Genomic DNA, 26,085 nt, shown 5'->3' with positions numbered 1-26,085 from the left:
GCCGCCCATCGCGGCTGAAGCCGCTCCCACAGGGCCGAAATAGAAGTAAGCGCGGTCTGGGTGGGGCCGGTCCGGCGCTCCGGTCAGTCGCGATGGCCGGCAACGCCGTCCCGCCCCCCCACACACAAACACAACGACGCCCCGTCTTTTTCCTGGAGCCATCCGTGCCCGCTACCGCCCTCATCCGCCTGATCCTGCTCGCCGCCGTCTGGGGTGCGAGCTTCCTGTTCATGCGGATCATCGCCCCTGAGCTTGGCACCGTGCCCACCGCGTTCTTTCGCGTATCGATCGCCTGCCTGGGCCTGATCGCCATCGTCGCGGCCTCTCGGGTCGGCTGGCATTTCCAGGGCAAGCTGAAAGCCTGCCTGGTCTTGGGGATGATCAATTCCGGCATTCCCGCGACCTTCTACTCAGTCGCCGCACAAGTGTTGCCGGCCGGGTACTCGGCGATCTTCAATGCCACCACGCCGTTGATGGGCGTGCTGATCGGTGCGCTGTTCTTCCATGAACGCATGACCCTGCCCAAGCTGATCGGCATCGCTCTCGGCCTGCTTGGCGTCGCCATCCTCAGCGGTGCGGGGCCCGTGGCGCTGGATGCGTCGCTGATACAAGGCGCCCTCGCCTGCCTGGCGGCCACCACCTGCTACGGCTTTGCCGGGTTCCTCGCACGGCGCTGGGTGAGCGGGCTGGACAGTCGGCTGTCGGCGCTTGGCAGCATGCTTGGCGCCACGTTGCTGCTGACCCCGGCGTTTCTGTGGAGCGTCACCACCCAGCCTCCGGCCAGCTGGGGCGGCTGGTCGGTCTGGGGCTCGCTGCTGGGGCTGGGCCTGCTGTGTACGGCCTTCGCCTACGTGCTGTATTTCCGGCTGCTCAGCGACATCGGCCCGGTGCGAGCCAGCACAGTGACCTTCCTGATCCCGGTGTTCGGCGTGCTATGGGGCGCCTGGCTGCTGGATGAACCGCTGTCGCTCGGCCACTTGTACGGCGGCGTGCTGATCAGCCTGGCGCTGTGGCTGGTGCTGCGTCCTGCCCGCGCCAGGCGACTGGACCCGGCATGAGCGAAGGTCATGGCGATTTCTGCAAGGTGCTGGTGCGCTTGCCCCACGACGCCAACGGCTACCCCACCGCGTCGGTGGAAGGGCTCTGGGCGCAGCGAACCGAACACGGCTACCGCATCGACAGCCTGCCCTTCCACGCCTACGACATCGCCCCTGGCGACCTTATCAGCGTGCGCCGCGAAGGCGAGGCGCTCTGGCTCGACAGGCTGCTGCACAGCAGCGGCGCTTCGATGTTGCGGGTGATGGTCAAGGTCAACGATGACCTGGATGAGGTGCATGCCGCGCTGCAGGACTTCGCCTGCCCGTGCGAGCTGGAACGCTCGACACGGCTGTTGGCGATTCATGTCCCGGCGCAGGCCAGCATCGCCCCGCTGCTGTACTTTCTGCTGGTACAGCGCGAGGCCGGGATCGTGGACTTCGAGGAGGGGGTGTTGCGACACCCGCTACCGGACGGCTTGCTGCCCGGCGCGGGTTGAGCATCAGAACAACCAGCGATACAGCAGGTATGCCACGACTACCGCCAGCACCGGCCGCAGGATGCGGTAAGCCTTGGGGTTGGCGCGCTTGAACTGTTTCACCTGGGCGCTGAACCTGTTGCTGAAGCGCTTGCTCCAGGCGTAGGCCTGGTTGATCCCGCCCACGCGTTCGTCATCGGTGTTCTGCGGCGCAGTGGCACGCCCCAGGAAGGCGCTGACCTGGCGATTGAGTCGGGTCAACAACGGGCTGTTGAGCGGCCGCTCGACGTCGCAGAAGAGGATCACCCGGGTCATGTCGGTTTCGTTCTTGACCCAGTGCACGTAGGTCTCATCGAACATCACGTCTTCCCCGTCGCGCCAGGCGTAGGGCTGACCGTCGACGTAGATGCGGCAGTTGTCCGAGTTCGGCGTCGACAGCCCCAGGTGATAGCGCAGGGAGCCGGCGAACGGATCGCGGTGCGGGTTGAGGTGGCTGCCGCCCGGCAACAGGGCGAACATCGCGCCCTTGACGTTGGGGATGCTGCTGACCAGCTCTACAGTGCGTGGGCACAGCGCCTCGGCAGACGGCAGCGGCTTGTCGTACCACTTCAGGTAGAAGCGCTTCCAGCCTTTCTTGAAGAACGAGCCGAAACCTGCGTCGTTGTCTTTCTCGGCAGCGCGGATATAGCCCTCGTCGAACAGGCGCATGGCCTCGACGCGGATTTCCTGCCAATTGTCCTTGAGCACGTCCAGCTCGGGGAACCGCTGGCGGTCCAGATAGGGCTTGGACGGCACGCCGGAGAACAGGTACATCAGCGCGTTGTAGGGGGCGAACAGCGCCGAATGGTTGACGAACTGGCGCAGGACCGGCAAGCGCGCCTTGCCGCGCAGGTGCACATACAGCACGCTGCCAATGAACACCAGCAGGACACCCGCCTTGGCGATGAAGGAAAACGTCATGCAACACTCCTTGGAGAGGAAAACAGGCGATGGCTGCCAGAAATCGCCGGACATCATAAACCCATCCGCCCCAGGGAAAAACAACCCGGGGCGATGCGTCCGATCAAGAGTGTGCACGCCGTGTGCTGACCCGGCATTGCGCCGGATCAGTGGTGCAGAGCGACGCAGGGCTTATTGCTGGTTTTCCTGCGCGCATAAACCCATCCGCCCCAGCGAAAAACAACCCCGGGCGATGTGTCCGATCAAGCGTTCGCGCGCAATGCGCTGACCCGGCAGTGCGCCGGATCAGTGGTTGCAGACGGCGAACAAATTACTGCTGGTTTTCCTGCTCGCTGAACAGGTCGCTGAACAGCATGCTTGACAGGTAACGCTCGCCCGAGTCCGGCAGGATCACCACGATCGTCTTGCCCTGCATTTCCGGCTTTTCGGCCAGGCGCACCGCAGCCGCCATGGCCGCACCGCAAGAAATCCCGCAGAGAATCCCCTCCTCCTGCATCAACCGCAAAGCCATGGCCTTGGACTCTTCATCGGTGACGGTTTCAACCTGATCGACGATCGACAGGTCGAGGTTCTTCGGCACGAAACCGGCGCCAATACCCTGGATCTTGTGCGGCGCCGGTTGCAGTTCCTGGCCGGCCAGGGTCTGGGTGATCAGCGGCGAGCTGACGGGCTCGACCGCCACGGACAGGATCGGCTTGCCTGCCGTGTGCTTGATGTAACGCGAAATGCCGGTGATGGTGCCGCCGGTGCCGACGCCTGCGACCAGCACATCGATGGCCCCGTCGGTGTCGTTCCAGATTTCCGGGCCGGTGGTCTTTTCATGGATGGCCGGGTTGGCCGGGTTTTCGAACTGGCCCGGCATGTAATAGAGCGCAGGATCGGAGGCGACGATTTCGCTGGCCTTCTCGATGGCGCCTTTCATGCCCTTGGCCGGTTCGGTAAGCACCAGTTCGGCGCCCAGCGCCTTGAGCACCTTGCGCCGCTCCAGGCTCATGGAGGCGGGCATGGTCAGCAGCAGCTTGTAGCCGCGGGCAGCGGCGACGAAGGCCAGGCCGATGCCGGTGTTGCCCGAGGTGGGTTCCACCAGGGTCATGCCCGGCTTGAGCTTGCCGCTGGCTTCCGCCTCCCAGACCATGTTTGCGCCGATCCGGCACTTGACCGAGTAGCCGGGGTTGCGCCCTTCGATCTTGGCCAGGATGGTGACCCCGCGCGGGGCGATGCGGTTGATCTGTACCAGTGGCGTGTTGCCGATGGAGTGGGCGTTGTCTGCGTAGATGCGGCTCATGCTGGGTCCTTTGGCAGGCGATGTAGACGCTCAGGGTAAGCCTGCCCCGGTAGCCCGTAAAGCCTGTCGAACTCGCAGCGACCGCTCACGGTCAACCTCCTACCGCATCTGGAGAGGCACCATGGAGCACCGTCGATGAAAGCCCGTTACCGCTGGCCACTGGTCAGCCTCGTCAGCCTGCTCGTGCTGCTGGTGGCCCTGCACCTGACCCTGCCCTGGCTGGTGCGCGACTACCTCAACGAGAAACTGGCCGACATGGGCGACTACCGTGGCCAGGTCAGCGACGTCGACCTCGCCTGGTGGCGCGGCGCCTACACGATCAACGGCCTGAAGATCGTCAAGACCAGCGGCAAGGTGCCCGTACCGCTGCTCGAAGCACCCGTCATCGACATCTCGGTGAGCTGGCATTCGCTCTGGTATGACCAGGCCGTAGTGGCCCAGGTGACCTTCGACAGCCCGGTGATCAACTTCGTCGACGGTGGCAGCAAACAGACGTCGCAGTCCGGCCAGGGCACCGATTGGCGTCAGCAGTTGGACAAGCTGTTGCCCATCACCTTGAACGAAGTGCTGATCCACGACGGCACCCTCAGCTTTCGCAACTTCCAGTCCAAGCCTCCGGTACGCCTGCAGGCCACCCAGCTCGAAGCCAGCATTCACAACCTGACCAACGTGCGCGACCAGGAAGGCCGCCGCGATGCCAGCTTCGAGGCCAAGGCGCGGCTGTTCGGTGACGCCAAGGTCGAAAGCAGCGCCACCTTCGACCCGTTCAGCGACTTCGATGACTTCCAGTTCCGTCTGCGCGCCCGCGACATCACCCTGCGTCAGCTCAATGATTTCGCCAGCGCGTATGGCAAGTTCGACTTCAACGCCGGCCATGGCGAGGTGGTGATCGAAGCCCAGGCCGAAAACGGTCGGCTCAATGGCTACATCAAGCCGCTGCTGCGTGACGTGGAAGTGTTCAACTGGCAGCAGGATGTGGAAAACAAAGACAAGGGTTTCTTCCGCTCGGTGTGGGAAGCGGTGGTCGGCGCTGGCCAGAACGTATTGAAGAATCAGCCGAAGAACCAGTTCGCCACCCGCGTCAATCTCAGTGGCAGCGTGCACCAACAGGACATCAGCGCCTTCCAGGCCTTCCTGCAGATTCTGCGCAATGGCTTCGTGCAGGCGTTCAATGCCCGCTACGAACAGCCAAAGCCCGATGCCGAATAGACCGATGCAGCCGGTTGGCCCGCGTTCTGGCTATTTGGGCTGGCATTCAGCCCCAGTGGCTGAGCGGTCCGGCGCTTCGATCAACTGGGAGAGGCCCGATCACTTGACTGACTGCTGCTGCCCCCGCACAGCTGGGTTGCATTTGCGCACCAGGCTGCGGTTATAGTCCCCCGCACTGCCCATTGCCGGCCATGAGGAACGCTCGATGAAATTTGAAGGGACCCGCGACTACGTCGCCACCGACGACCTGAAACTCGCGGTCAATGCCTCGATCACCCTGCAACGCCCCCTGCTGGTCAAGGGCGAGCCGGGCACCGGCAAGACCTTGCTGGCCGAACAACTGGCGGCCTCGTTCGGCGCGCGGCTGATCACCTGGCACATCAAGTCGACCACCAAGGCCCAGCAAGGCCTGTACGAGTACGATGCCGTGAGCCGCCTGCGCGACTCGCAACTGGGCGTGGACAAGGTCCACGATGTGCGCAACTACCTGAAGAAGGGCAAGCTCTGGGAAGCGTTCGAGGCCGACGAGCGGGTGGTACTGCTGATCGATGAGATCGACAAGGCCGACATCGAATTCCCCAACGACCTGTTGCAAGAACTCGACCGCATGGAGTTCTACGTCTACGAGACCGATGAAACCATCAAGGCCCGGCACCGGCCGATCATCATCATTACCTCGAACAACGAGAAAGAGCTGCCCGACGCCTTCCTGCGCCGCTGCTTCTTCCATTACATCGCTTTCCCCGACCGCGCCACGCTGCAACGTATCGTCGACGTGCATTATCCGAACATCAGCCAGTCGCTGGTGAGCGAGGCGCTGGATGTGTTTTTCGATGTGCGCAAGGTGCCGGGCCTGAAGAAGAAGCCGTCCACCTCGGAGCTGGTCGATTGGCTCAAGCTGCTGATGGCCGATGACATCGGCGAGGCAGTGCTGCGCGAGCGTGATCCGACCAAGGCCATTCCACCCCTGGCGGGGGCCCTGGTGAAAAACGAACAGGACGTGCAGCTGCTCGAACGCCTGGCCTTCATGAGCCGCCGCGGCAACCGCTGAGGAGCCCATCATGCTGCTCAACCTGTTTACCGAACTGCGCGCGGCCAAGGTGCCGGTGTCGCTGCGCGAACTGCTCGACCTGCATGCGGCCCTGGAGCAGCACGTGGTGTTCGCCGACATGGAGCAGTTCTACTTCCTCGCCCGCACGATCCTGGTCAAGGACGAGCGGCATTTCGACAAGTTCGACCGCGCGTTCGGTGCCTATTTCAATGGACTGGTCGACCTCGATCGGCACCTGGAGGCGCTGATTCCCGAAGACTGGTTGCGCAAGGAATTCGAGCGCTCGCTGAGCGCTGAAGAGCGGGCGCAGATCCAGTCCCTTGGCGGCCTGGACAGGCTGATCGAAGCCTTCAAGCAGCGCCTGGCCGAGCAGAAGGAGCGCCATGCCGGCGGCAACAAGTGGATCGGTACCGGTGGCACCAGCCCCTTCGGCTCAGGCGGCTACAACCCCGAGGGCATCCGCGTGGGCGATGCCGGCGAGCGCCAGGGCAAGGCGGTGAAGGTCTGGGAGCAGCGCGAGTACCAGAACCTCGACGATCAAGTCGAACTGGGCACCCGCACCATCAAGCTGGCCCTGCGCCGCCTGCGCAAGTTCGCCCGCCAGGGCGCCGCCGAAGAATTCGACATTGCCGGCACCATCGACCACACCGCGCGCGATGCCGGCTTGCTGAACATCCAGATGCGCCCGGAGCGGCGCAATGCCGTGAAGCTGCTGTTGCTGTTCGACATCGGCGGTTCGATGGATGCCCATGTACGGGTCTGCGAGGAGCTGTTCTCGGCATGCCGCAGCGAGTTCAAGCACCTGGAGTACTACTACTTCCACAACTTCATCTACGAGTCGGTGTGGAAGAACAATCAGCGCCGCAGCAACGAGCGCATGGCCACGTTCGACCTGTTGCACAAGTATGGCGATGACTATTGCGTGGTGTTCGTCGGCGACGCGGCCATGGCGCCTTACGAGATCACTCAGCCGGGCGGCAGCGTCGAGCACTGGAACGAGGAAGCCGGCTACGTGTGGATGCAGCGGGTACTGGAGAAATTTCGCAAGGTCATCTGGATCAATCCCTATCCAACCCGCGCATGGGACTACACCACCTCGATCGGGCTGGTGCGCGAACTGCTGGAAGCGCGGATGTTTCCCATGACGCTGCAAGGGCTGGAAGACGGGATGAAATACCTGGCCAAGTGAGCTGCCAGACGTGCGCACTATGTGATGAATGAGCGCGTGTGGTCCGGGTGGGAGCAAGCGATCCGGGTGGAGAAACGCGGTCCGGTAGGAGCCCGCGATCCGGGTAGGAGCGACTTTAGTCGCGATGGACGGCGCAGCCGTCCTGACTCAAGCGACGCGTACCCCGATAAACCGCGATTGCAGATGTCAGGGCTGCTGAGCAGCCCATCGCGGCTGAAGCCGCTCCCACAGGTGCGCGGCGTAGCCCATAGATTACCGGAGCGCCGGACCGGCCGCACAGGTACGCGTTTGCGCGGTAAGACCACCTGCCCACGAGGAGGCTGCGGCTCAGGCCTGAGCGGCCTTCAGCGCCTCCAGCGCAGGTTCGGCGGCGATGCCCACTTCGGCGGCCAGTTCCAGGATGCGCGGCAGATCATTGCGCGCGGCGATCACCATGTGCAGCGGGTCATCCAGCTCCTGGCTGAAGTTGAGCAAGACATAGCCGCCGCCTTCTTTATTCAACGCACTCATCTGCACCTGGATGCGGTTCAACGCAGTCAGTGGCTCGGTGCGCGCCAGCTGCTTGGGCTTGAGGTTGAAGGCGACGCTCTGATCGAACGAACCACTGATGGCCTCGAACAGTTGCTGATAGGTCTCGGCCTGGAACAGCACGGTGTCGGGCAGGCTGCCGACCACCACCCATTCGCCCAGCGGGATGGGGAAGCTGTCGTCGTAGTTGATGTCGGGGTTGGCAGCCAGGAAAGCGGCCGGATCGGCGTAAGCCTGGGCGGCTTCGTCGGCGATGCGCTCGATGTCCTGTTCAGGCATGCAGCCCGCGCCGATGAGGGCAATGAGTTCGCGCAACGGGTTTTTCATGGGAGGGGTCGCCTGGCAGGTGGAAAAAGGCGCCAAGAATACCCCTGCCCGGGTCAGCCGGCCAGCGCTTGCAGCCGTGCGGCGGCGTCCACGGCACCCATGGTCTGGGCGGCCACCAGCGCGGTGGCACCGCGTGCGTCCTGAAGCGACGGGTCTGCGCCTTGCGCCAAGAGGAATTCCAGAATCTCGCTACGGTTGAACATCGCTGCCAGCATCAGCGCAGTGCGGCCGTCGGCGGCAGCGGCGTCAACCGGCACACCGTGCTTCATCAGCAGCTTGATCATCGGCAGGTCACCCTTGAACGCCGCCCCGGCAATCGGCATCTGCCCGTTGTCATTGGCCAGCAGGGGGTCAGCGCCGTGCTTGAGCAACACCTGCACCGCCTCGAAATGGCCGTGATAACTGGCGAGCATCAGCAATGTATCGCCCTTGCCATTACGCAGGTTGACCGGCAAACCGCTGCCCAGCAGGCGCGTGAGCATGTCGGCATCGCCGCGACGGGCGCAGTCGAAGACCTGCTCGGCAAAGGCAGCGGTTTCTTCATCGGTCATGGTGGCGGGGGCAGCGTCTTGCATGATGGATCTCCTGGCAGATTGTTCGCCCAATACTGCGTCAGGCCTGCGCCAGAAGACAAAGGTTCAGAATCTATCGCCACGAAAGCGCTGGGCTATGTGCCAGCCCGGCATTGCAAATTGCACTGTGCAAAGTGCACGACCTTGCAGGCTGCAACGAGTAACTAATTCTGAAACAAATTAAGTGATTGTTTTTAAAGGGATTTTATTCAGCGCAAAAGCTGGCACGGTCGCTGCAACTCTCTTGAACAGAATCTGCAACCCTTACCGTTCAGGAGCTCGACATGGACCTTATTCAACAGAAATTCACTTCCGTCTTCCCAGGGTACCAAGTCAACACGCAGCCCCGTCCTGACGGTGGCATCCTGCTGACCCTGCGCGCCGCTGACAGCAAAGTCAGCCGCCGTGTGCTGTCGTACGCTCAACTGCACAGCGCCGAGCAACTGTCGTGGGCCATCAGTGCCATCCGCCGTGACCTGGCCGAACAAGCCAGCGAGCTGCCGGTGATCTCGATGCTGCAAAGCCAACAGCGCTTCGCTCTGCCGACCTACCGCTAAACCCCGCATTGCATGACCTGGGGCCATGTCTATGGCCCCACTAATACCTCAGAGTTCATCCATGCCTGGAAATTCGCTTGGGCCTGCGTGTTCGCTGACCACCGGTAACGCATCACCCTCCCCCTCTCGCATCCGCAGTGCCACGCAGAACGGATGGTCGCCCAGGCTCAGCCAGCGCCCGCTGCCGCCCGGCACCCGCAGCACATCGCCTCGCTCACACAGCACCGCCAGCACCCAATCGCCGCTGCGCACGCTCATCTGTGCACGTCCGCTGAGGATCATCAGGGTTTCCGGCGTGTCGTAGGCATGTTCGCCTTCTGCCGGTGCATGTCCTGCATTCGAACCGTCGCAGTCGATCACGCTGACCGCAGCGCAGCCATGGGCGCTCGACAAGGCCTGCACTTCACTGCCCAGCGCCTCCAGCACCGCTGGCTGGCCAGCGCCTGGGCGCGGCTGGCCGATGAGTTCAGCCTGACTGAACTGCACGCCATGCTCGGCCAGGGTGGTGGCGATGTCAGTGGCATGGGTGAGGACCTTGTTGGGTTGCGCGGGACGGGTGCAGTGGAAGACGCTGAGAATGCTCATCGTGACAGGCTCCGGGAGGCGCTCAGGGCGAACGCGGTGATCAGGGCAGCCGCCAGCGCAGCAAGGCTGGCGACGGCAAAGGTAAAGGTGGCGCCCAGCAGGCTCCAGGCATAACCGGCGTACAGCGCACCGAGGGCGCCGCCGATACCCGACAACGCGGCATACAGCGCCTGCCCCTGGCCCTGCTGGCGCGGGCCGAAGCTCGATTGCACGAATGCAATGCTGGCCGCATGGAAGCAGCCGAAGGTGGCCGCGTGCATCAGCTGCGCCAGGATCAGTACCGCCGGCACGTCCGCCAGGGTTCCCAGCAACAGCCAGCGCACCGAGGCGAGCGCGAAGCTGACCAGCAGCACCGCCTGGATCGAGACCCGCGCGAACAGCCGGCTCATCACCAGGAACATCAACACTTCTGCCACCACCCCCAGCGCCCACAACAGGCCAATCGCGCCGCGGTCGTAGCCCAGGTGTTCCAGGTGCAGGCTGAGGAAGGTGTAGTAAGGCCCGTGGCTGAGCTGCATCAACGCCACGCAGGCATAGAAGGCCAGCACCCCAGGCGCGCGCAACTGCCGCACGAAGCCCTCGGCCCCCGGCCGTTGCCCGTGCTCGACCGGCTGGGCATTGGGCACCCAGAGGCTGGCGAGGACGATACCGCCCATGATTGCCACCAGGGCCAGGGGGTAGATGTCCAGGCTCAGCCACTCGAACAGCCGGCCCAGGCCGACCACGCTGACGATGAAACCAATCGAGCCCCACAGGCGCACCTGGCTGTAGCGTGCCGTCTGCCCGTGCAGGTGCGCCAACGTGATGACCTCGAACTGCGGCAGCACTGCGTGCCAGAAGAACGCGTGCAGGGCCATCACCAGGGCCAGCCAGGCGTAGCTGTGGCCGAAGAAGATCAAGGAGAAACTGACCAGGGTGCACAACGCGCCAAGGCGCACGATCAGCAAGCGCTGCCCGCTACGATCACCGAGCCAGCCCCATAGGTTGGGGGCCACGCAGCGCATCAGCATGGGAATGGCCACCAGCTCGCCGATGCGCGCCGGGGCAAAGCCCAGATGATCGAAGTACAACGCGAGAAACGGCGCGGTGGCGCCCAGCAACGCGAAGTAACAGAGGTAGAAGCTGGAGAGGCGCCAGTACGGGATGGTGGGCATGGGCTCCGCGGCTACGGCAGGGCTGCGCCAGTCAGCGGCGCGGCGAAGTGGTGCGGGTGTGCTGAACGGATGGTGCCGGCGGGCGCTGAAGCCACCCGCCGCAGGGCCTGAGGATCAGGCCTGGCCGAGTACGGGTGTGGTGACTCGCACGTCGGCGTTCTGCCCGCGGTGGCGCAGCAGGTGGTCCATCAGCACGATGGCCATCATCGCTTCGGCAATCGGCGTGGCGCGAATGCCCACGCACGGGTCGTGGCGGCCTTTGGTGATGACGTCGACCGGGCTGCCGTCGACATCGATGGAGCGCCCCGGCACGGTGATGCTGGAGGTTGGCTTCAAGGCCAGGTGCGCGACGATGGGCTGGCCCGAAGAGATGCCGCCCAGGATGCCGCCGGCGTTGTTGCTGAGGAAGCCTTCTGGCGTCAGTTCATCACGGTGCTCGGTGCCGCGCTGGGCCACGCTGGCAAAGCCGGCGCCGATTTCCACGCCCTTGACCGCGTTGATGCTCATCAGCGCATGGGCCAGTTCGGCGTCCAGACGGTCGAAGATCGGCTCGCCCAGACCCGGCATGACGCCTTCGGCCACCACGGTGATCTTGGCCCCGACCGAGTCTTGGTCGCGGCGCAGCTGGTCCATGTACGCCTCGAGCTCTGGCACCTTGGCCGGGTTGGGGCTGAAGAAGGCGTTCTGCTCGACGCTATCCCAGGTCTGGAACGGGATCTCGATGGGGCCGAGCTGGCTCATGTAGCCGCGTACGCGGATACCCTGGGTGGCCAGGTATTTCTTGGCGATGGCGCCGGCCGCCACGCGCATGGCGGTTTCCCGCGCCGAGCTGCGACCACCGCCGCGGTAGTCGCGGGTGCCGTACTTGTGGTGGTAGGTGTAGTCGGCGTGGGCCGGGCGGAACAGGTCCTTGATCGCCGAGTAGTCCTTGGATTTCTGATCGGTGTTGCGGATCAGCAGGCCGATCGAGCAACCCGTGGTGCGCCCCTCGAACACGCCGGAAACGATCTCGACCTCATCGGCTTCCTGACGCTGGGTGGTGTGCCGGCTGGTGCCGGGCTTGCGCCGGTCGAGGTCGTGCTGCAGGTCGTCCAGGGACAGTTCGAGGCCCGGTGGGCACCCATCGACAATGGCGACCAACGCCGGGCCATGGCTTTCGCCTGCGGTGGTGACAGTGAACAGCTTGCCGTAGGTATTGCCGGACATGGACGCTCCGCGAATCTGCCTGAGGTGAACGAAGCGAGGAGTATACGGAAAATGGCCCTGATCGGTGTAGGCGCCGTCGCCTCGTTCGCCGGCACGCAACGCCTGCGGCGGCGCAGAACCTTCCAGGGGCCGCTGGGTCTGAGCTCTATCTCTCCACGTAGCGCCCCTCCATGACCTCGCGTTTCGTCGCCCTGCTCCTGCTGTGTCTGTGTCTCAACGCCGCCTACGCCGCTGCCCCTACCGTGTCACAACGCCCGATCGAACTGGACACCGGCCACGGCGTGCTGCACGGCAGCCTGCTGTTGCCGCAGCAAGACACCCCACCGCCCGTGGTGCTGATCATCGCTGGCTCAGGCCCCACCGACCGTGATGGCAACAACCCTGCGGGCGGGCGGGTCGACAACCTCAAGCGCCTGGCCTTGATGCTCTCCAAGCAGCGCATCGCCAGCGTGCGTTACGACAAGCGCGGCGTGGCGGCCAGCCAGCCGGCGACCCCCGATGAACGCGACCTCAGCGTCGAAGGCTATGTCGCCGACGCCGTCGCCTGGGGCAAGCAGCTGCGTGCCGATCCGCGCTTCGGGCCGCTGATCATCATCGGCCACAGCGAAGGCGCGCTGATTGCCAGCCTCGCCGCCCAGGAGGCCGGCGCCAGCGCCGTGATCACCTTGGCCGGCAGCGGTCGCCCGATCGATCAGGTGCTGCGCGAGCAACTGGCCAAACGCTTGAGCCCGGCGGACATGCTGCGCGGCAACCTGCTGCTCGACCACCTGATGGCCGGGCAGACCAGCCTCGACGTACCCACTCCGCTGCGCCAGGCCTTTCGCCCCAGCGTGCAGCCGTACCTGATTTCCTTGCTGCGCCAGGACCCGGCGGCCGCCTTTGGCCGACTGACCCTCCCGGCGCTGATCATTCAAGGCCGCAACGATGTGCAGGTGGAGGTGCTCGATGCCGAACGGCTGCATGCCGCCAAGCCCGATGCGCAAATGGTGCTGATCGACGGCATGAACCACATGCTGCGCATCAGCCCGCGCGACATGAGCGAGCAGCGCGAGAGCTACAACAACCCGCAGCTGCCGCTGGCGCGCGAGCTGGGCGAAAAAGTGGTGGCGTTCATTCAAGACCTGCCTGGCCGCTGAACCCTCAGGTTGTGCCGGTCGCTGCCGATAGACTGGCATTGGCTCAATGCCGATGCCGTCAGCGCGCTCGTCCAGTGCCCCGATTGATTCACGCAAGCTGCAGGCCCACCCTCCGCGTCTGGATCAGGCGCCGGCGTTGGGCGTGCTGCCCTAGGCTCTGTACGAAAAGCCTTGATACTCGTTCATGCTGCGTTGAAAACCAGCTCGGAATGCTCATGTACTCCAGTACACTCCGCTTCCTCGCCGGTTTTCGCCTTGCCTGACCTTCGTCTCAAGACTTTTCGTACAGAGCCCCAGCCAGCGTGAGCGAGAGCGGTCTCGATCCCTCGCCACGGCAACGGCGCCAAGCCGGCACGCACCCGAGGATCCGTGATGACCGTCGCCCCCACCGGCCTGGAACCGGCCCAAGCGCCGCAAGACCCACCCAGCCCGCCCTTGCCCTGGGCCGAAGTGGCCACCGAAGACTTCCAGCTTCTGCGCCTCACCGCTCAACCCACCGACCGCAGTGGGCCGCGCGGGCTGCGTTTCGTGCAATGGGGTCGGGTGGAACGGCACAGCAGCACCCACAGCCTGCTGCGCCTGGACATTCGCCTGCCTGGGCAGATGACCCACAAGGAGCAGAACCGCCTCGACGTGCGGGTCGATCACGCGCTGCGCCAGGTACAGGTCGGTGGTGAACACGGCCTGCAGCTGGAACCCAGCAACCGCGGCCTGGGCCGCTTCCTGCTGGCCCAGGCGGCCAAATGGCTGCAAAGCCGCTGGCCTGACTACCGCGTGATGGGCGCCGACCTGCCTGCGCGCGATGCCATGAACGATGACCTGCGCCTGCGCCGCGACCATGTGCTGCGCAGCGTTGGCCTGGACATCAGCTACACCGACGGCCAGCCCACCCAGGGCCATACGCTCGACGCCGTGGTCAGCCAGCTGCGGCCGTTCTGGAACGAAGACAAGGTGCAGGCGCTGCAGATTCTCGACACTGCAGCGATGCTGCAGCATGCCGAGCAGCAGTTGCAGGACATGGCCAGCCAATTGCGTGAGCGCGACGAACGCATGGCGCGGGTCGAGCGTGAAGACAGCGGCTTGCGCTTCACCATCACCTGCCTGGTGGCCTTTGCGGTGTTCCAGGCCGGGCTGCTGATCTTCATCGCCACCCGCTGAGGCGAACGCCTGCCCCGCCAGGGCAGGCGCAGCGCAGGGCATCAGGCGCGGGCGCGGAACAGGTCCTGATGCTGGCGGCACTGTTCGGCAGTGAGCATGAACACGCCATGGCCACCGTGCTTGAACGTCAGCCAGGCAAAATCCACTTCCGGGTAACGTTGTTCGACGTGCACCTGGCTGTTGCCCACCTCGACGATCAACAGGCCCTTGTCGGTGAGGTGGTCTGCCGCTTCGGCCAGCATGCGTCGCACCAGGTCCAGGCCGTCCTTGCCGCAGGCCAGGCCCAGCTCCGGTTCATGCTGGTATTCGGCAGGCATGTCGGCAAAATCTTCGGCGTCGACATACGGCGGGTTCGACAGGATCAGGTCGAAACGCTGGTGCGGCAAGCCGCCAAAGCCGTCGCCCTGCACGGTGTAGACACGCTCTTCGAGGCCGTGGCGCTCGATGTTCTGGTTGGCGACTTCCAACGCGTCGAACGACAGGTCTGCAAGCACCACCTCGGCCTCGGGGAACACATCGGCGGCCACGATGCCGATGCAGCCAGAGCCGGTACACAGGTCGAGAATGCGCGCCGGTTCGCTGCCCAGCCAGGGCTCCAGACGCTCTTCGAGCAACTGGCCGATGGGCGAGCGCGGGATCAGCACGCGTTTATCGACGATGAATGCCATGCCGCAGAACCAGGCTTCGCCGAGCAGATACGCGGTAGGAGTGCGATCTTCGATGCGGCGTTTGAGCAAATGCTGCAGACGAACACGCTCATCGTCTTCGAGCTGACAGTCGAGGTAGCTGTCGGCAACTTCCCAGGGCAAGTGCAGCGCGCCGAGTACCAGCAGGCGCGCTTCGTCCCAGGCATTGTCGGCACCATGGCCGAAGAACAGGTCGTGTTCGTGGAAGCGGCTGACCGCCCAGCGGATGTGGTCGCGCAGAGTGCGCAAGCGGGAAGTGATCACAGTGGACTCCTTTGAAGGCAGCGCGAAAGTCTATCAGCCCACGCCTGCAAATGATTCCCCAGGCGCCCCGACAGATAGCCACAGGCCAGTAACCATGCCGCTTACGCTGTCAAGCATTCCCATTGTCGTCGCGGCAGAGGACAATGGCCCGCAAAAGCCCTATCGCAAAGGAGCCCTTGATGTCCGTTCCAACCACCATGCTCCGTCTCAGCGGCCGCGATTATCCGCCGGCCAAACTGAGCCAGGCCAGCCTGATCATCATCGATGCGCAGAAGGAGTACCTCAGTGGTCCCCTGGCGCTGTCGGGCATGGATGAGGCCACGGCCAACATCGCCCGCCTGCTCGCTGCCGCCCGCCAGGCGGGGCGTCCGATCGTCCACGTGCGTCACCTGGGCACCGTGGGCGGCCTGTTCGACCCGCAAGGGCCACGCGGCGCGTTCATCCCCGGGCTCGAGCCACAGGACGGCGAGGTGGTGATCGAGAAGCGCATGCCCAACGCCTTCAAGAACACTTCGCTGCACGAGACCCTGCAGGGCCTTGGCCACCTCGATCTGATCGTCTGCGGTTTCATGAGCCATTCCAGCGTGAGCACCACCGTGCGCCGCGCCAAGGACTACGGCTACCGCTGCACCCTGGTCGAGGATGCCTCTGCCACGCGCGATCTGGCGTTCAAGGACAGCGTCATCCCCGCCGCGCAGATTCACCAGAATGAAATGGCGGTGATGGCCGACAACTTTGCCTGCGTTGCACCTACCGCCAGCCTGATCTGAGCCTAACCCGGCGGCGGATCGGAAACCTGTCGAGCGGCTGCGAGCCCTACGCTGCACCGCTGCACCGCTCCAGCGACCTGCCACGACCCTGTGCAACGCCTTCGACGCCAAGCGCCTGCGTCCTCGTCCTGCACGCCAGGCGCTGTGGGGGGGCGGACACCCGTCTTCCAGCAGCGCGGCCAGGACGTTTCGATGCAAATTGAATGCGGCGTTGCCTGCGCCTTCCTGGCGCCGACAGAACTGCCGCTGCTGCGTGGAGTGGCGTAAACTACGCCGCCATACGTGGAGGCAGCATGCAAGACGACGATTTTTCCCTCTTTCGCAGCGAAGTGCGTGGTGTCAAGCGGATCACCCACGACCGCGCCGAGGTCGGCAAGCCCAAGGCTGACCGCCAGCAGTTGGCTGGCCTGCGGCAGAAAGCGACCATCCGCAGCGATCAGTCGTTGGTGATCGATGGCCTGTCCGACCAGTTCGTCATCGACGTAGGCGCTGAGGATGAGCTGTTCTGGCGCCGCGACGGCGTGCAGGAAACCCAGTTGCGCAAGCTCAAGCTCGGCCAGATCGCCTTTGAAGGCAGCCTGGACCTGCACGGCATGAGCGTTGAAAAGGCCCGTGAAACGCTGTGGGCCTTCATTGCCGAAGCCAATCAGCTGGAAGTGCGCTGCGTGCGCGTCACCCACGGCAAGGCGGCGCGGCTCGATGGCAAGCGGCCGATGATCAAGAGTCACGTCAATACCTGGCTGCGCCAGCATGCGCAGGTGCTTGGCTTCGTTTCCTGTCAGCCGCGCCATGGTGGCACCGGTGCGGTCTACGTGATGCTCAAACGCACCATGCTCGAAGGCCGCGACGAGTGACGTCACGCTTGCAGCGCCGCGTTCTCCGACTTACCCTTCATTTTTGCGAAAACTCCCACAGGTAGATCCATGTCCCTGGAACAGAACTACACCGAGATCCTTGGCCAGATCGGCGAGGACGTCTCTCGCGAGGGCCTGCGTGACACGCCCAAGCGGGCTGCGAAGGCCATGCAGTACCTTTGCCGCGGTTACGAGCAGACCCTCGAAGAGGTCACCAACAACGCGCTGTTCAGCTCCGATAACAGCGAGATGGTGGTGGTCCGGGACATCGAGCTCTACTCGATGTGCGAACACCACATGCTGCCGTTCATTGGCAAGGCTCATGTGGCTTACCTGCCCAAGGGCAAGGTACTGGGCCTGTCGAAGGTCGCGCGTATCGTCGACATGTACGCCCGTCGCCTGCAGATCCAGGAAAACCTCAGCCGGCAGATCGCCGACGCCATCGAGAAGGTCACCGGCGCCGCGGGTGTTGCGGTGGTCATCGAAGCCAAGCACATGTGCATGATGATGCGCGGTGTGGAAAAGCAGAATTCCAGCATGATCACCTCGGTGATGCTCGGCGAGTTCCGCGCCAATGCCGCCACCCGTACCGAGTTCCTCAGCCTGATCAAGTGATCGGTGGCTGCCTGGAGGTCGGCCTTGTCAGGCTAATTCCAGTAAGTTGATACCCGTTGTGGTGGTTGGGGCTGCTCTGCAGCCCCAATCAATTGACTGACAGGCATTACCCTCCCGAGACCGGCTTTTTCGTTTCGATGCTTTCAGGAGAGTTTCATGATCGTCAAAGCCCTGCGCAACGGGCTCGGCCAGCTCATCGTCTTCGGTGACTGGATCAGCCGCCCGGCCAAGCGCAAACGCGATCCGGCTGCCCAGGCCCAGGTCGACGAGCAAGCCCGGCACATGGCGCTGTACCAGTTCCATGCCTGCCCATTCTGCGTAAAGACCCGCCGCGCCCTGCACCGCCTCAACGTGCCGATGACCTTGCGCGATGCCAAGCACGATGAGCAGCATCGTCAGGCACTGCTCGAAGGCGGCGGCCGGATCAAGGTGCCGTGCCTGCGTATCGAAGAGGCTGGGACGGTGCGCTGGATGTACGAGTCCAACGACATCATCGCCTACCTCGATCAGCGCTTCGGCAACGTCTGAAGCCTGCTGAAATCGCGGTTAACCGGAGCGCTGGACCGGCCGTGCCTACACGACCGCGCACTACCTGAAACGCACGCAGCCCATTGTAGGAGCGAGCTCGCTCGCGATGGCCGGCGAAGCCGGCCCAAAGCTGCCACCTCCATTTATCAGGTGTTTCGCGGCGCCTGAATCAGGCCGGCTTTGCCGGCCATCGCGGCTGACCGGAGCGCCGGACCGGCCGCTCCTACATGACCGCGCAATATCTGAAATTCATGCGGTCCTGTAGCTATCGCGGCTGACCGGATCGCCAGGCGAGACACTGCCAATCGACCCGACAAAATCGCTTCGCGGATGCATCAGCCGTGCGCGTGCCCTCCCGCACGCCACACTCCACCATACTTTCAGCAGCCCTACCCCGCCCCTCATCACGAAAACACATCCCGCACACTGTACGGCCAAACCCGCGCGCGGCTGTATGGCACAAGCCGCCTGACGAGCCGCTAGGCTTGCAAAAATGCTTACATCCGCACAGGGAACGCAGCATGTCTCTTGTCAAATCCGCACGTCTGCGGCCGCTGGCCGACTCTTCCCCTTCAGCCGTAGTGGCCGGTTTCATCGCCATGCTCACCGGCTACACCAGTTCACTGGTGTTGATGTTTCAGGCCGGGCAGGCGGCGGGGCTGAGCACTGCGCAGATTTCTTCGTGGATCTGGGCCCTGTCGATCGGCATGGCGGTGTGCAGCATCGGCTTGTCGCTACGCTACCGCACCCCGGTCACGGTGGCCTGGTCGACGCCGGGCGCGGCGCTGCTGATCACCAGCCTGGGCGGGGTCAGCTATGGCGAGGCGATCGGCGCCTACATCACCTGCGCGCTGCTGGTACTGGTGTGCGGGCTTACCGGCAGCTTCGAGCGCTTGGTGCGGCGCATCCCGGCGTCACTGGCGTCGGCCTTGCTGGCCGGCATCCTGTTCCGTATCGGTAGCGAGATCTTCGTTGCAGCCCAGCACCAGACCTTGCTGGTGCTGGGCATGTTCTTCAGCTATTTGCTGGTCAAGCGCTTGTCGCCACGCTACTGCGTGCTGGCGGCGCTGGTGGTCGGCACGGCGCTCGCCGGTACGCTGGGGCTGCTGGACTTCAGCGGCTTTCACCTGGAGGTGGCGACACCGGTGTGGACCACGCCGAGTTTCTCGCTGGCCGCGACGATCAGCATCGGTATCCCGCTGTTCGTGGTAGCCATGACCTCGCAGAACATGCCCGGCATGGCCGTACTGCGTGCCGACGGCTATGCGCTACCCGCCTCGCCGTTGATCAGCGCGACCGGGCTGGCGTCCCTGCTGCTGGCCCCTTTCGGTGCCCACGGCGTGAATCTGGCAGCGATCAGCGCCGCGATCTGCACCGGCCCGCATGCCCACGAAGACCCGGCCAAGCGCTACACCGCTGCGGTCTGGTGCGGGATTTTCTACGGCATCGCCGGGGTCTTTGGCGCCACCCTGGCGGCGTTGTTCGCGGCCCTGCCCAAGGAACTGGTGCTGTCGATCGCCGCGCTCGCCCTGCTCGGCTCGATCATGAACGGCCTGAGCGTGGCCATGGCCGAGCCGCGCGAGCGCGAGGCGGCGCTGATCACCTTCATGGTCACCGCCTCGGGCTTTACCCTGCTCTCCATTGGCTCGGCATTCTGGGGCATCATCGCCGGGCTGCTGACCTTGCTGATCCTCAGCCCGCGCAAAGCCTGAGCAGCGCCTGCCGGATCAGACGTTATCGACCCTCAACGACTGATCGCCGAGCATCGCGTTGATCAGCGCGGTGGTGTCGTGACCCGAGGCGATGAAGCCGCCTGCGCCGGGTGCGACGCCGTAGTGCTGGGCAAGGTCGACCCCCGCCAGCTCGATGCTCAGGCTCGGCGCTGCGCTGGCCGGGCTGCTGACTTCAAGGGTCGTCGCCAGTGCCGCGCCTTCGCCGCTGACCTTGAAGTGCAGGTAGTCATCCAGCGTGGTTGCGCTGGCGCCCTCCCCCTGCAGCAACTGCGACAGGTCGAGGTGATCCTGCCCGGGCTTGAAGTCCGTCACGGTGTCGTGGCCCCGCTCGCCCTGACGCCACGCAAACGTATCGTCCCCCCCGCCACCGGTCAGCTGATCGTCACCCAGGCCGCCGACCAGCAGATTGTCGTGCGCATTGCCGAACAAGCGGTCGTCATGATCGGAGCCGATCAGGTTCTCGATCCCGTGCAAGGCATCCGCGCCACTGTGTTGCAGGTCGGCGACCACGCCGTGGCTGGCGTTGGCGTAGCTCGCGGTCTCGTGGCCCTGTCCGCTGATCAGCGGCGCGTCGCCACTGCCGCCGTCGAGCAGCACATTGCCGTCGGTAGCGATCAGCGTTTCACCGGCGGCCGGCGGATGCGCCACGTCGGTGTGGGCAGCATGAACCGTGGCGGTTGTCGCGGCGCTGGCCGCGTCGTGGTGGTCAGGCGTGCCCAGCGGATGCTGGACGTCGATGGCCGTTTGCGGGTGATCGATCACCAGGCTCAGTTGATAGCCTTGCGCCGCAGGAGCGTCGCTGCCCGATAGGCCTGATAGCTGCAGGCTGTAGAGGCCGTCGTGCGGCGCGATGAACTGGCCGTGCTCGGCCAGCCCTTGGGCACTGCCGGTGCTGTCCTGCCAGGCCATCGACAGACCGCCGTTACCCGCAGCGTGCTGAACGCTAAGCCGTTCGCCCTGTTGCAGCGCCACGGTGAACGGCTGATGGTCGAGGCCGGCGTGCACGTCTGCCGAGCTCAGCAAGCCCGCGACCACCAGCACTGCACTGAGGCTGCCGGCACTGCTGACGAAGTCGCTGCGGGCCAGGGACTTGACCAGGTCGGGGCGGTCGAGCGTGAGCGCCGAGGGCTTGCCGAACCATGGCGTGCAAGGTACAGGGCCGCTGTCCTTGACGTTGAGGGTCACGGTGGTGGTGCTTTCGTCGCCGTCGGCATCGCGGAGGGTATAGACGAAGACATCGCGACCGCCCGAAGCGCCCACGCTGTTGGGGTTGGCGTGGTAGGTCGCGTTGCCGTCGGCGGCGATGGTGAGGACGCCGTATTGGCCCTGGACCTGGGTGCCGACGTGGCCGGTGGCTGAGGTGGAGGTGTCGTTGCCGGCGCGGACGCCGACGACGTATTGGCCGTCGCTGCGGGTATCGGCGCCGAGGATGTCGTTGAGCAACACGTTGCCACTGACCGAGCCGCCTTCGCGGACTTGTTCGTAGTCGCAGTGAGCCTTTGGCACGTCGTCGACGATGCGGATGACGATGGTGTTCTGGATGGTATTGCCGTTGGCGTCGGTGGCTTGGTAGGTGAAGGTTTCGGTTTGGGTATCGGCGCCATTATTCGGGCTACCCGGCGTTTTGGGCGCGGAGGTCAGGGTGTAGGTGTAGGTGCCATCTGGGTTGATTGCGATCTGGCCATATTGGCCAGTGGCGTTGCCGATGAGGCTGTAGGTGAGCTCGCCCGTGCCACCCGAGACTGCACCGACCAGCGTGCCGGTGCCGGTTTCGCCGCGCGAGCCGGGATCGCTGCCCACCACCGTACCAGGCGCCAGATCATTCCCATCGCGCACCAGATCCAGGGCTTTTTCATACACGGTCACGTCGAAATCCGGACAGGCCACAAGGCCGCTGTCCTTCACGTCCAACGTCACAGTCGTGGTGCTTTCATCCCCGTCGGCATCGCGAATCGTATAGACGAACACGTCACGTCCGCCCGGAGCGCCCACGCTGTTGGGGTTGGCGTGATACGTCGCGCTGCCATCAGCGGCGATGGTGAGAACGCCGTATTGCCCTTGCACCTGAACACCCACGTTGCCAGTAGCGGACATACTGGTATCACTCCCCGCCCGCACCCCAACCACATACTGCCCATCAGGCCTGACATCAGCGCCAACCGTGTCATTCAACAGCACGTTGCCACTGACCGTGCCGCCTTCACGCACCTGCTCGTAATCACTACGAGCCTCAGGCAGATCGTCGACGATAGTCACGTCGAGCGTGCCGGTCGCCGTACTGCCGTCGCTGTCCTGGGCGACGACACTGAACTGTTCTTGCAGGCTGTTGGCCCCTCCAGCCGTGGGATGCGCAGCATTGTCCTGCAGGGTGTAGCGATAGCTGACCACGCCAGTGTCAGGGTCATACCCCGTGATGGTCAGCGTATTGCCCAGTCCTGTGGTAATCCCCTGTGTGAAATCTGCCGCCACACCGCCGCTCACGACAGTCATACCGCCCACTTTCAACGTTTGCAGGCCGTCTGGCGCGCTGACCGTGAAGGTCCCGGCCTGGGTCAGTGCGGTTGGGTCAGGCGTGCTGCCACTCCCGAGGTATTTTTCGAAAACCGTGAGCTCGCCCCCTTGCACGTCAAGGCCACGGAGGACCACTGGATCATCGAGGTTGTTGATATTCAACGTCAGCGTTGCGGTGCTGGTGTCGCCATCGGCATCGCGCAGCGTGTAGGTGAACACTTCGGTGGCCTGCCCGCCGCCATGCAGCTGGTTGAACGCCTGCCCAGTGGCATTGAGGGTGTAGGTGTAGGAACCGTCTCCGGCCAGGAGCAAGGTGCCGTAGGTGCCGGTGAAGGTCCCGGCGACGATGGGCTTGCCGTCACTGACCCGATCGGCGCCCTGGATGTCATTGAGGAGCACGTTGCCGGTCAGTTGTGTGTGCAGTTCCGTGGCGCTGGTTGCGTTGAGATCGTTGACCGCCGTGGGTACGTCATCGCGGATCAGCACGTCCAGGGTACCGCTGGCAGTGTCGCCATCGGTGTCGCTGACCTGCACGACGAATTGCTCGCTGAGGCTGTTGCGGCCGCCGCCGTCAGGGTGCTGCTCGGCGCCGTTGAGGGTGTAGCTGTAACTGACTTCGCCCGTCTGGGCGTTATAACCGGTGATGGTCAGGGTATTGCCCAAGGGGCTGATCAGCGACTGGCCAACACCGATCACGACCCCTGCGCTGACCACGTTCAGGCCGCCGATGCTCAGCGTGTAGACGCCGTCCGGTGCGACCACGGTAAAGGTGCCGCGCTGAGTCAGCGACGCGGCATCGCTGGCAGAGCCTTGCGCCAGATTGGCCTCGTCAAGCACCAACTCAGCCGGGCCCACGTCCAGGCCACGCAGGGTGACGGGATGATCGGTCGGCGGCTGTGTCGGAGGCTCTGTCCCGGGGCCGGTGGGGGGCTGTGCCGGAGGCTCTGTCCCGGGGCCGGTCGGCGGTTGTGCCGGGGGCTCGATACCGGGGCCGGTCGGCGGTTGTGCCGGGGGCTCGGTACCGGGGCCAGTCGGCGGTGAGGTGGGTACGCCGTCCCGAAAGCGGCTGCTGGGGTCGCGACCGCCGAAGTCACGGCCGCCCGGTTCGGGCAGGTAGCTGAACCCTGCGGTAGGAAAGCCGACTTCCGGCTCGACGCGTGCGCCCACTTCGGTCAACAGGACGAAATCATGCCCACCCCCCAAGGGCCTGGGGCCGCCGGCAGCTGGCGCTTCGGCTTCTACCGTCGGGTCCGCACCGGCGGCAATGGCGCGCTGCAGGCGCAGCACGTCGGTCAGCTCGGCTTCGCTGGGCAGTGGGTCGGGAGTGTCGATGGATGGGGCCTGGTGGCTAAGCAGTTCCGGGGTCATCTCCACGCGACTGTCGCGGCCCAGGGTCAAAAGCGCGCCGTTATCCAGCTGCACGGCCACTGCACCGCCAGCACCGGTCTCCAACTGCTCGCCGGCAAACAGCCGATCCCCTTCGATGAGCATGCGACGAGTACCGTCGACCTGCACTGCAAATACTTCGCCGATGACCTTGCTGACCACGCCTACGGACTTCGCCATGGCACACTGCTCCCTTGTCTGGATGGGTTTTGCAACAAGGGGGTGCCAGGTGACTCTGGAGCGGACCTGCCCACTGGGCAGAGACCACCGCTGCGATGGCCGGTACGCAAAAGCGCCCGGCGGCAGGTTCAACAAACGCGGATACGTTACGTGTTGCAAACGACAATATTTTGTCGCCTAATTCCGCGCTTGCCGTCCACTCCTGCGTCCTCGGCTGCAAAAGGGATGGAACATTAATTGACGCCTTAAAACCGTGATTTACAGCCACTTGGCGCCGTCTCTTGGGTGAACAATGTCGCCTATTGACGGCACTGCATAAGTTTATTTTGGAATAACGGTTATGAAAAAATCTTCTTAGCTATGGCGGAAAATGTTCTTAGCTGTGATGTTACAAACATGAAACGGTTACACCCTCTTTTTACGCCATTTTTTTGGCGAATATTCAGTACATCGAGACCAGGGAGAAGTACCCCAATGCGCCTTATAGCCCCGCTCACCACGGCCATCTTGCTCGCCACGGCAGGCACGCAAGTGCATGCAATGTCCATTACCGAGGCGGTTCAGAGCGCGGTCGACAAACACCCGGAAGTCAGTGAGTACCGCAACAGTCGCTTGTCGGCCGATGAAGATGTGAAGTTCGCGCGCGGGGGTTATTTCCCAACGGTCGACCTGGTGGCGGGATATGGGCGCCAGCGTTCCGACAACAACAATACCCGTGGCGTGAATGCCGATGGCTCGCGCAACCACAACAAAGAGACGCTGAACTACACCCAGTCCGAATTGCGTCTGCGACAAATGCTGTTCGATGGCTTCAACACCTCCAACGAAGTGGGCCGTACACAAGCCGTGGCCAACTCGCGGGCCTACTACACTCAGGCCACTGCCGAAACCATTGCGCTGCGCGCCATCGAGGTCTACCTCGAAGTGCTCAAGCGCCGCGAGCTGGTGACCCTGGCCAAGAACAACCTGCAGGCGCACCTGCGGGTCAACGATCAGATCGGCCTGCGCAGCGAGCGTGGCGTTGGCAGTACGGCCGACCTTGATCAGTCCCTGGCGCGCCGTGCCCTGGCAGAAAACAATCTGGACACCGCCGAAGTGGACCTGGCCGATGCCGAGGTCAATTTCTTCAGTGTGGTCGGCGTTCAGGCTGATCAGCTGGAAGCGCCGACGTCGGCCAAACCGATGATGCCGGCCGACCTCGCCGCTGCGCGCCAGGGCATGCTGGAAAACAACCCGTACCTGAAGTCGGCACAAGCCGACGTGGATTCGGCCGAGCGCCAGTACGAAGTGGCCAAGTCCCCGTTCTACCCGCGTCTGGACGCCGTACTGGCCACCGGCGCCAACAACAACCTGGGCGGCGAGCGCGGCCACAGCAACAACGATTGGCAGGCCGGTGTGGAACTGACCTACAACCTGTTCCGCGGCGGCAGCGACAAGGCGCGCCTGCAGTCCGATTCGTACAAGATCAACCAGGCCATGGACATCCGTAACAACGCCCTGCGCGAAATCAACGAGAACCTGGGCCTGTCGTGGAACGCGCTGAACAACGCACGCAAGCAGACGCCAAGCGCCCGCCAATACGCCGAGACCACGCAACGCGTACGCGCCGCCTACCAGGACCAGTTCGGCCTGGGCCAGCGTACCCTGCTCGATGTGCTCGACAGTGAAAACGAGCTGTACAACGCCAATCGGCGTTACACCGAGGTGCGCTACACCGAGGAATACTCGATGTACCGGATCCTGGCGAACATGGGCGAGTTGCTGAGCAAACAGCGCATCACCCTGCCGCCTGAGGCCATCGCCAAGACCGAAGTACGCAACCAGGCACGCCTGCCTGACATGCGCTGAGTGTTGCCTGCTTCACCGCTGACCTGTTGACGCGCCACCCGCACCGTTGCGCGTTGACGCTGCCCCGCCCCGCGATCGTCTGAGCCTGCACCCCGTTCCGGGGCTGCAGCGGGCGGTTGCGCCCTGCGGCCAGCCGCCCATCGAGCACGGACCCGCTCAAGCTCGCCCCACCGCAGCCGGAGTAGACCGCCGTGAATCACCTGCACACGCCGTTGCACGTCGAAGACCCGCTGCTCGATGGCCTGCTGATCCTCTGCCAGTTGCACGAGCAGCGGGTCTT

General features: G+C 64.2%; 23 protein-coding genes. 14 read left to right on the top strand and 9 right to left on the bottom strand.

All coding sequences use genetic code 11. The features are described 5' to 3' along the window. Nucleotides 1–164 precede the first annotated feature (164 nt). A complete protein-coding gene (locus RT028_RS00275; protein ID WP_312931091.1) occupies nucleotides 165–1,058 on the top strand; it encodes a DMT family transporter in 894 nt (297 codons plus the stop codon). Then, nucleotides 1,055–1,534 (top strand): DUF4265 domain-containing protein, encoded by a 480-nt coding sequence (locus RT028_RS00270; RefSeq protein ID WP_312931089.1) that lies wholly within the window; start codon nucleotides 1,055–1,057, stop codon nucleotides 1,532–1,534. Before RT028_RS00275 ends, RT028_RS00270 begins: the two co-directional genes overlap by 4 nt. A 3-nt stretch (nucleotides 1,535–1,537) precedes the next feature. Here RT028_RS00270 and RT028_RS00265 read toward each other — a convergent pair whose 3' ends face one another. After that, complete coding sequence (locus RT028_RS00265) at nucleotides 1,538–2,473, bottom strand: aspartyl/asparaginyl beta-hydroxylase domain-containing protein (RefSeq protein ID WP_312931087.1); 936 nt, start codon at nucleotides 2,471–2,473, stop codon at nucleotides 1,538–1,540. Between the two features lie 310 nt (nucleotides 2,474–2,783). Further along, on the bottom strand, nucleotides 2,784–3,758 hold the full coding sequence (gene cysK / locus RT028_RS00260; protein ID WP_312931085.1) for a cysteine synthase A: 975 nt from the start codon (nucleotides 3,756–3,758) through the stop codon (nucleotides 2,784–2,786). 135 nt (nucleotides 3,759–3,893) lie between these two features. On the opposite strand from cysK, the gene RT028_RS00255 reads away from it, so the two are divergent. The 3 genes from RT028_RS00255 to RT028_RS00245 all read left to right on the top strand — a co-directional run bounded on the left by RT028_RS00255 (nucleotide 3,894) and on the right by RT028_RS00245 (nucleotide 7,207). After that, a complete protein-coding gene (locus RT028_RS00255) occupies nucleotides 3,894–4,967 on the top strand; it encodes a DUF748 domain-containing protein (RefSeq protein ID WP_312931084.1) in 1,074 nt (357 codons plus the stop codon). 205 nt (nucleotides 4,968–5,172) lie between these two features. Beyond that, a complete protein-coding gene (locus RT028_RS00250) occupies nucleotides 5,173–6,018 on the top strand; it encodes a MoxR family ATPase (RefSeq protein WP_312931083.1) in 846 nt (281 codons plus the stop codon). Between the two features lie 10 nt (nucleotides 6,019–6,028). Continuing rightward, on the top strand, nucleotides 6,029–7,207 hold the full coding sequence (locus RT028_RS00245; RefSeq protein WP_312931082.1) for a VWA domain-containing protein: 1,179 nt from the start codon (nucleotides 6,029–6,031) through the stop codon (nucleotides 7,205–7,207). Between the two features lie 327 nt (nucleotides 7,208–7,534). On the opposite strand, the gene RT028_RS00240 is transcribed toward RT028_RS00245, so the two are convergent. Beyond that, nucleotides 7,535–8,062, bottom strand: a complete 528-nt coding sequence (locus RT028_RS00240) for a hypothetical protein (RefSeq protein WP_312931081.1) — start codon at nucleotides 8,060–8,062, stop codon at nucleotides 7,535–7,537. A gap of 53 nt (nucleotides 8,063–8,115) precedes the next feature. Next, nucleotides 8,116–8,640 (bottom strand): ankyrin repeat domain-containing protein, encoded by a 525-nt coding sequence (locus RT028_RS00235; protein WP_312931186.1) that lies wholly within the window; start codon nucleotides 8,638–8,640, stop codon nucleotides 8,116–8,118. Between the two features lie 278 nt (nucleotides 8,641–8,918). Here RT028_RS00235 and RT028_RS00230 point away from each other — a divergent pair, with 278 nt between their 5' ends. Continuing rightward, a complete protein-coding gene (locus tag RT028_RS00230) occupies nucleotides 8,919–9,191 on the top strand; it encodes a DUF3509 domain-containing protein (protein WP_312931079.1) in 273 nt (90 codons plus the stop codon). Between the two features lie 48 nt (nucleotides 9,192–9,239). On the opposite strand, the gene RT028_RS00225 is transcribed toward RT028_RS00230, so the two are convergent. The 3 genes from RT028_RS00225 to aroC all read right to left on the bottom strand — a co-directional run bounded on the left by RT028_RS00225 (nucleotide 9,240) and on the right by aroC (nucleotide 12,136). Beyond that, nucleotides 9,240–9,776, bottom strand: coding sequence for an oxidase (locus tag RT028_RS00225; protein WP_312931077.1), 537 nt, complete (start codon nucleotides 9,774–9,776; stop codon nucleotides 9,240–9,242). Then, on the bottom strand, nucleotides 9,773–10,930 hold the full coding sequence (locus RT028_RS00220) for an MFS transporter (RefSeq protein WP_312931075.1): 1,158 nt from the start codon (nucleotides 10,928–10,930) through the stop codon (nucleotides 9,773–9,775). Before RT028_RS00220 ends, RT028_RS00225 begins: the two co-directional genes overlap by 4 nt. A gap of 114 nt (nucleotides 10,931–11,044) precedes the next feature. After that, the gene (gene aroC, locus RT028_RS00215; RefSeq protein ID WP_312931073.1) at nucleotides 11,045–12,136 is read right to left on the bottom strand and encodes a chorismate synthase; all 1,092 of its coding nucleotides are present in this window, start codon (nucleotides 12,134–12,136) and stop codon (nucleotides 11,045–11,047) included. Nucleotides 12,137–12,306: 170 nt separating this feature from the next. On the opposite strand from aroC, the gene RT028_RS00210 reads away from it, so the two are divergent. Both RT028_RS00210 and RT028_RS00205 read left to right on the top strand, forming a co-directional pair. Beyond that, the gene (locus tag RT028_RS00210) at nucleotides 12,307–13,272 is read left to right on the top strand and encodes an alpha/beta fold hydrolase (protein ID WP_312931072.1); all 966 of its coding nucleotides are present in this window, start codon (nucleotides 12,307–12,309) and stop codon (nucleotides 13,270–13,272) included. 372 nt (nucleotides 13,273–13,644) lie between these two features. Continuing rightward, a complete protein-coding gene (locus tag RT028_RS00205; RefSeq protein WP_312931071.1) occupies nucleotides 13,645–14,430 on the top strand; it encodes a hypothetical protein in 786 nt (261 codons plus the stop codon). A gap of 41 nt (nucleotides 14,431–14,471) precedes the next feature. Here RT028_RS00205 and prmB read toward each other — a convergent pair whose 3' ends face one another. Next, a complete protein-coding gene (gene prmB / locus RT028_RS00200; RefSeq protein ID WP_312931070.1) occupies nucleotides 14,472–15,380 on the bottom strand; it encodes a 50S ribosomal protein L3 N(5)-glutamine methyltransferase in 909 nt (302 codons plus the stop codon). Between the two features lie 179 nt (nucleotides 15,381–15,559). On the opposite strand from prmB, the gene RT028_RS00195 reads away from it, so the two are divergent. From RT028_RS00195 to RT028_RS00175, 5 genes are all read left to right on the top strand, one after another. After that, the gene (locus RT028_RS00195; RefSeq protein WP_312931069.1) at nucleotides 15,560–16,150 is read left to right on the top strand and encodes a cysteine hydrolase family protein; all 591 of its coding nucleotides are present in this window, start codon (nucleotides 15,560–15,562) and stop codon (nucleotides 16,148–16,150) included. A gap of 293 nt (nucleotides 16,151–16,443) precedes the next feature. Continuing rightward, nucleotides 16,444–17,004, top strand: coding sequence for a Smr/MutS family protein (locus RT028_RS00190; protein WP_312931068.1), 561 nt, complete (start codon nucleotides 16,444–16,446; stop codon nucleotides 17,002–17,004). Nucleotides 17,005–17,073: 69 nt separating this feature from the next. Then, nucleotides 17,074–17,619, top strand: a complete 546-nt coding sequence (folE, locus tag RT028_RS00185) for a GTP cyclohydrolase I FolE (protein WP_312931066.1) — start codon at nucleotides 17,074–17,076, stop codon at nucleotides 17,617–17,619. Between the two features lie 156 nt (nucleotides 17,620–17,775). After that, nucleotides 17,776–18,147, top strand: a complete 372-nt coding sequence (locus RT028_RS00180; RefSeq protein WP_312931064.1) for a glutaredoxin — start codon at nucleotides 17,776–17,778, stop codon at nucleotides 18,145–18,147. 521 nt (nucleotides 18,148–18,668) lie between these two features. Further along, the gene (locus RT028_RS00175) at nucleotides 18,669–19,859 is read left to right on the top strand and encodes a benzoate/H(+) symporter BenE family transporter (RefSeq protein WP_312931062.1); all 1,191 of its coding nucleotides are present in this window, start codon (nucleotides 18,669–18,671) and stop codon (nucleotides 19,857–19,859) included. A gap of 15 nt (nucleotides 19,860–19,874) precedes the next feature. Here the strand turns inward: RT028_RS00175 and RT028_RS00170 are convergent, their stop codons facing one another. After that, nucleotides 19,875–23,957 (bottom strand): retention module-containing protein, encoded by a 4,083-nt coding sequence (locus RT028_RS00170; protein WP_312931061.1) that lies wholly within the window; start codon nucleotides 23,955–23,957, stop codon nucleotides 19,875–19,877. A gap of 474 nt (nucleotides 23,958–24,431) precedes the next feature. Between RT028_RS00170 and RT028_RS00165 the strand changes: the two genes are divergently transcribed. Next, on the top strand, nucleotides 24,432–25,805 hold the full coding sequence (locus RT028_RS00165; protein WP_312931059.1) for a TolC family outer membrane protein: 1,374 nt from the start codon (nucleotides 24,432–24,434) through the stop codon (nucleotides 25,803–25,805). Nucleotides 25,806–26,085 lie beyond the last annotated feature (280 nt).

Origin of the sequence: Pseudomonas sp. (assembly GCF_032058845.1) — a bacterium.
Classification (GTDB): Bacteria; Pseudomonadota; Gammaproteobacteria; order Pseudomonadales; family Pseudomonadaceae; genus Aquipseudomonas.
The sequence above is the reverse complement of the archived record's forward strand: the minus strand, read 5'-3'. Positions and strand labels throughout refer to the sequence as shown.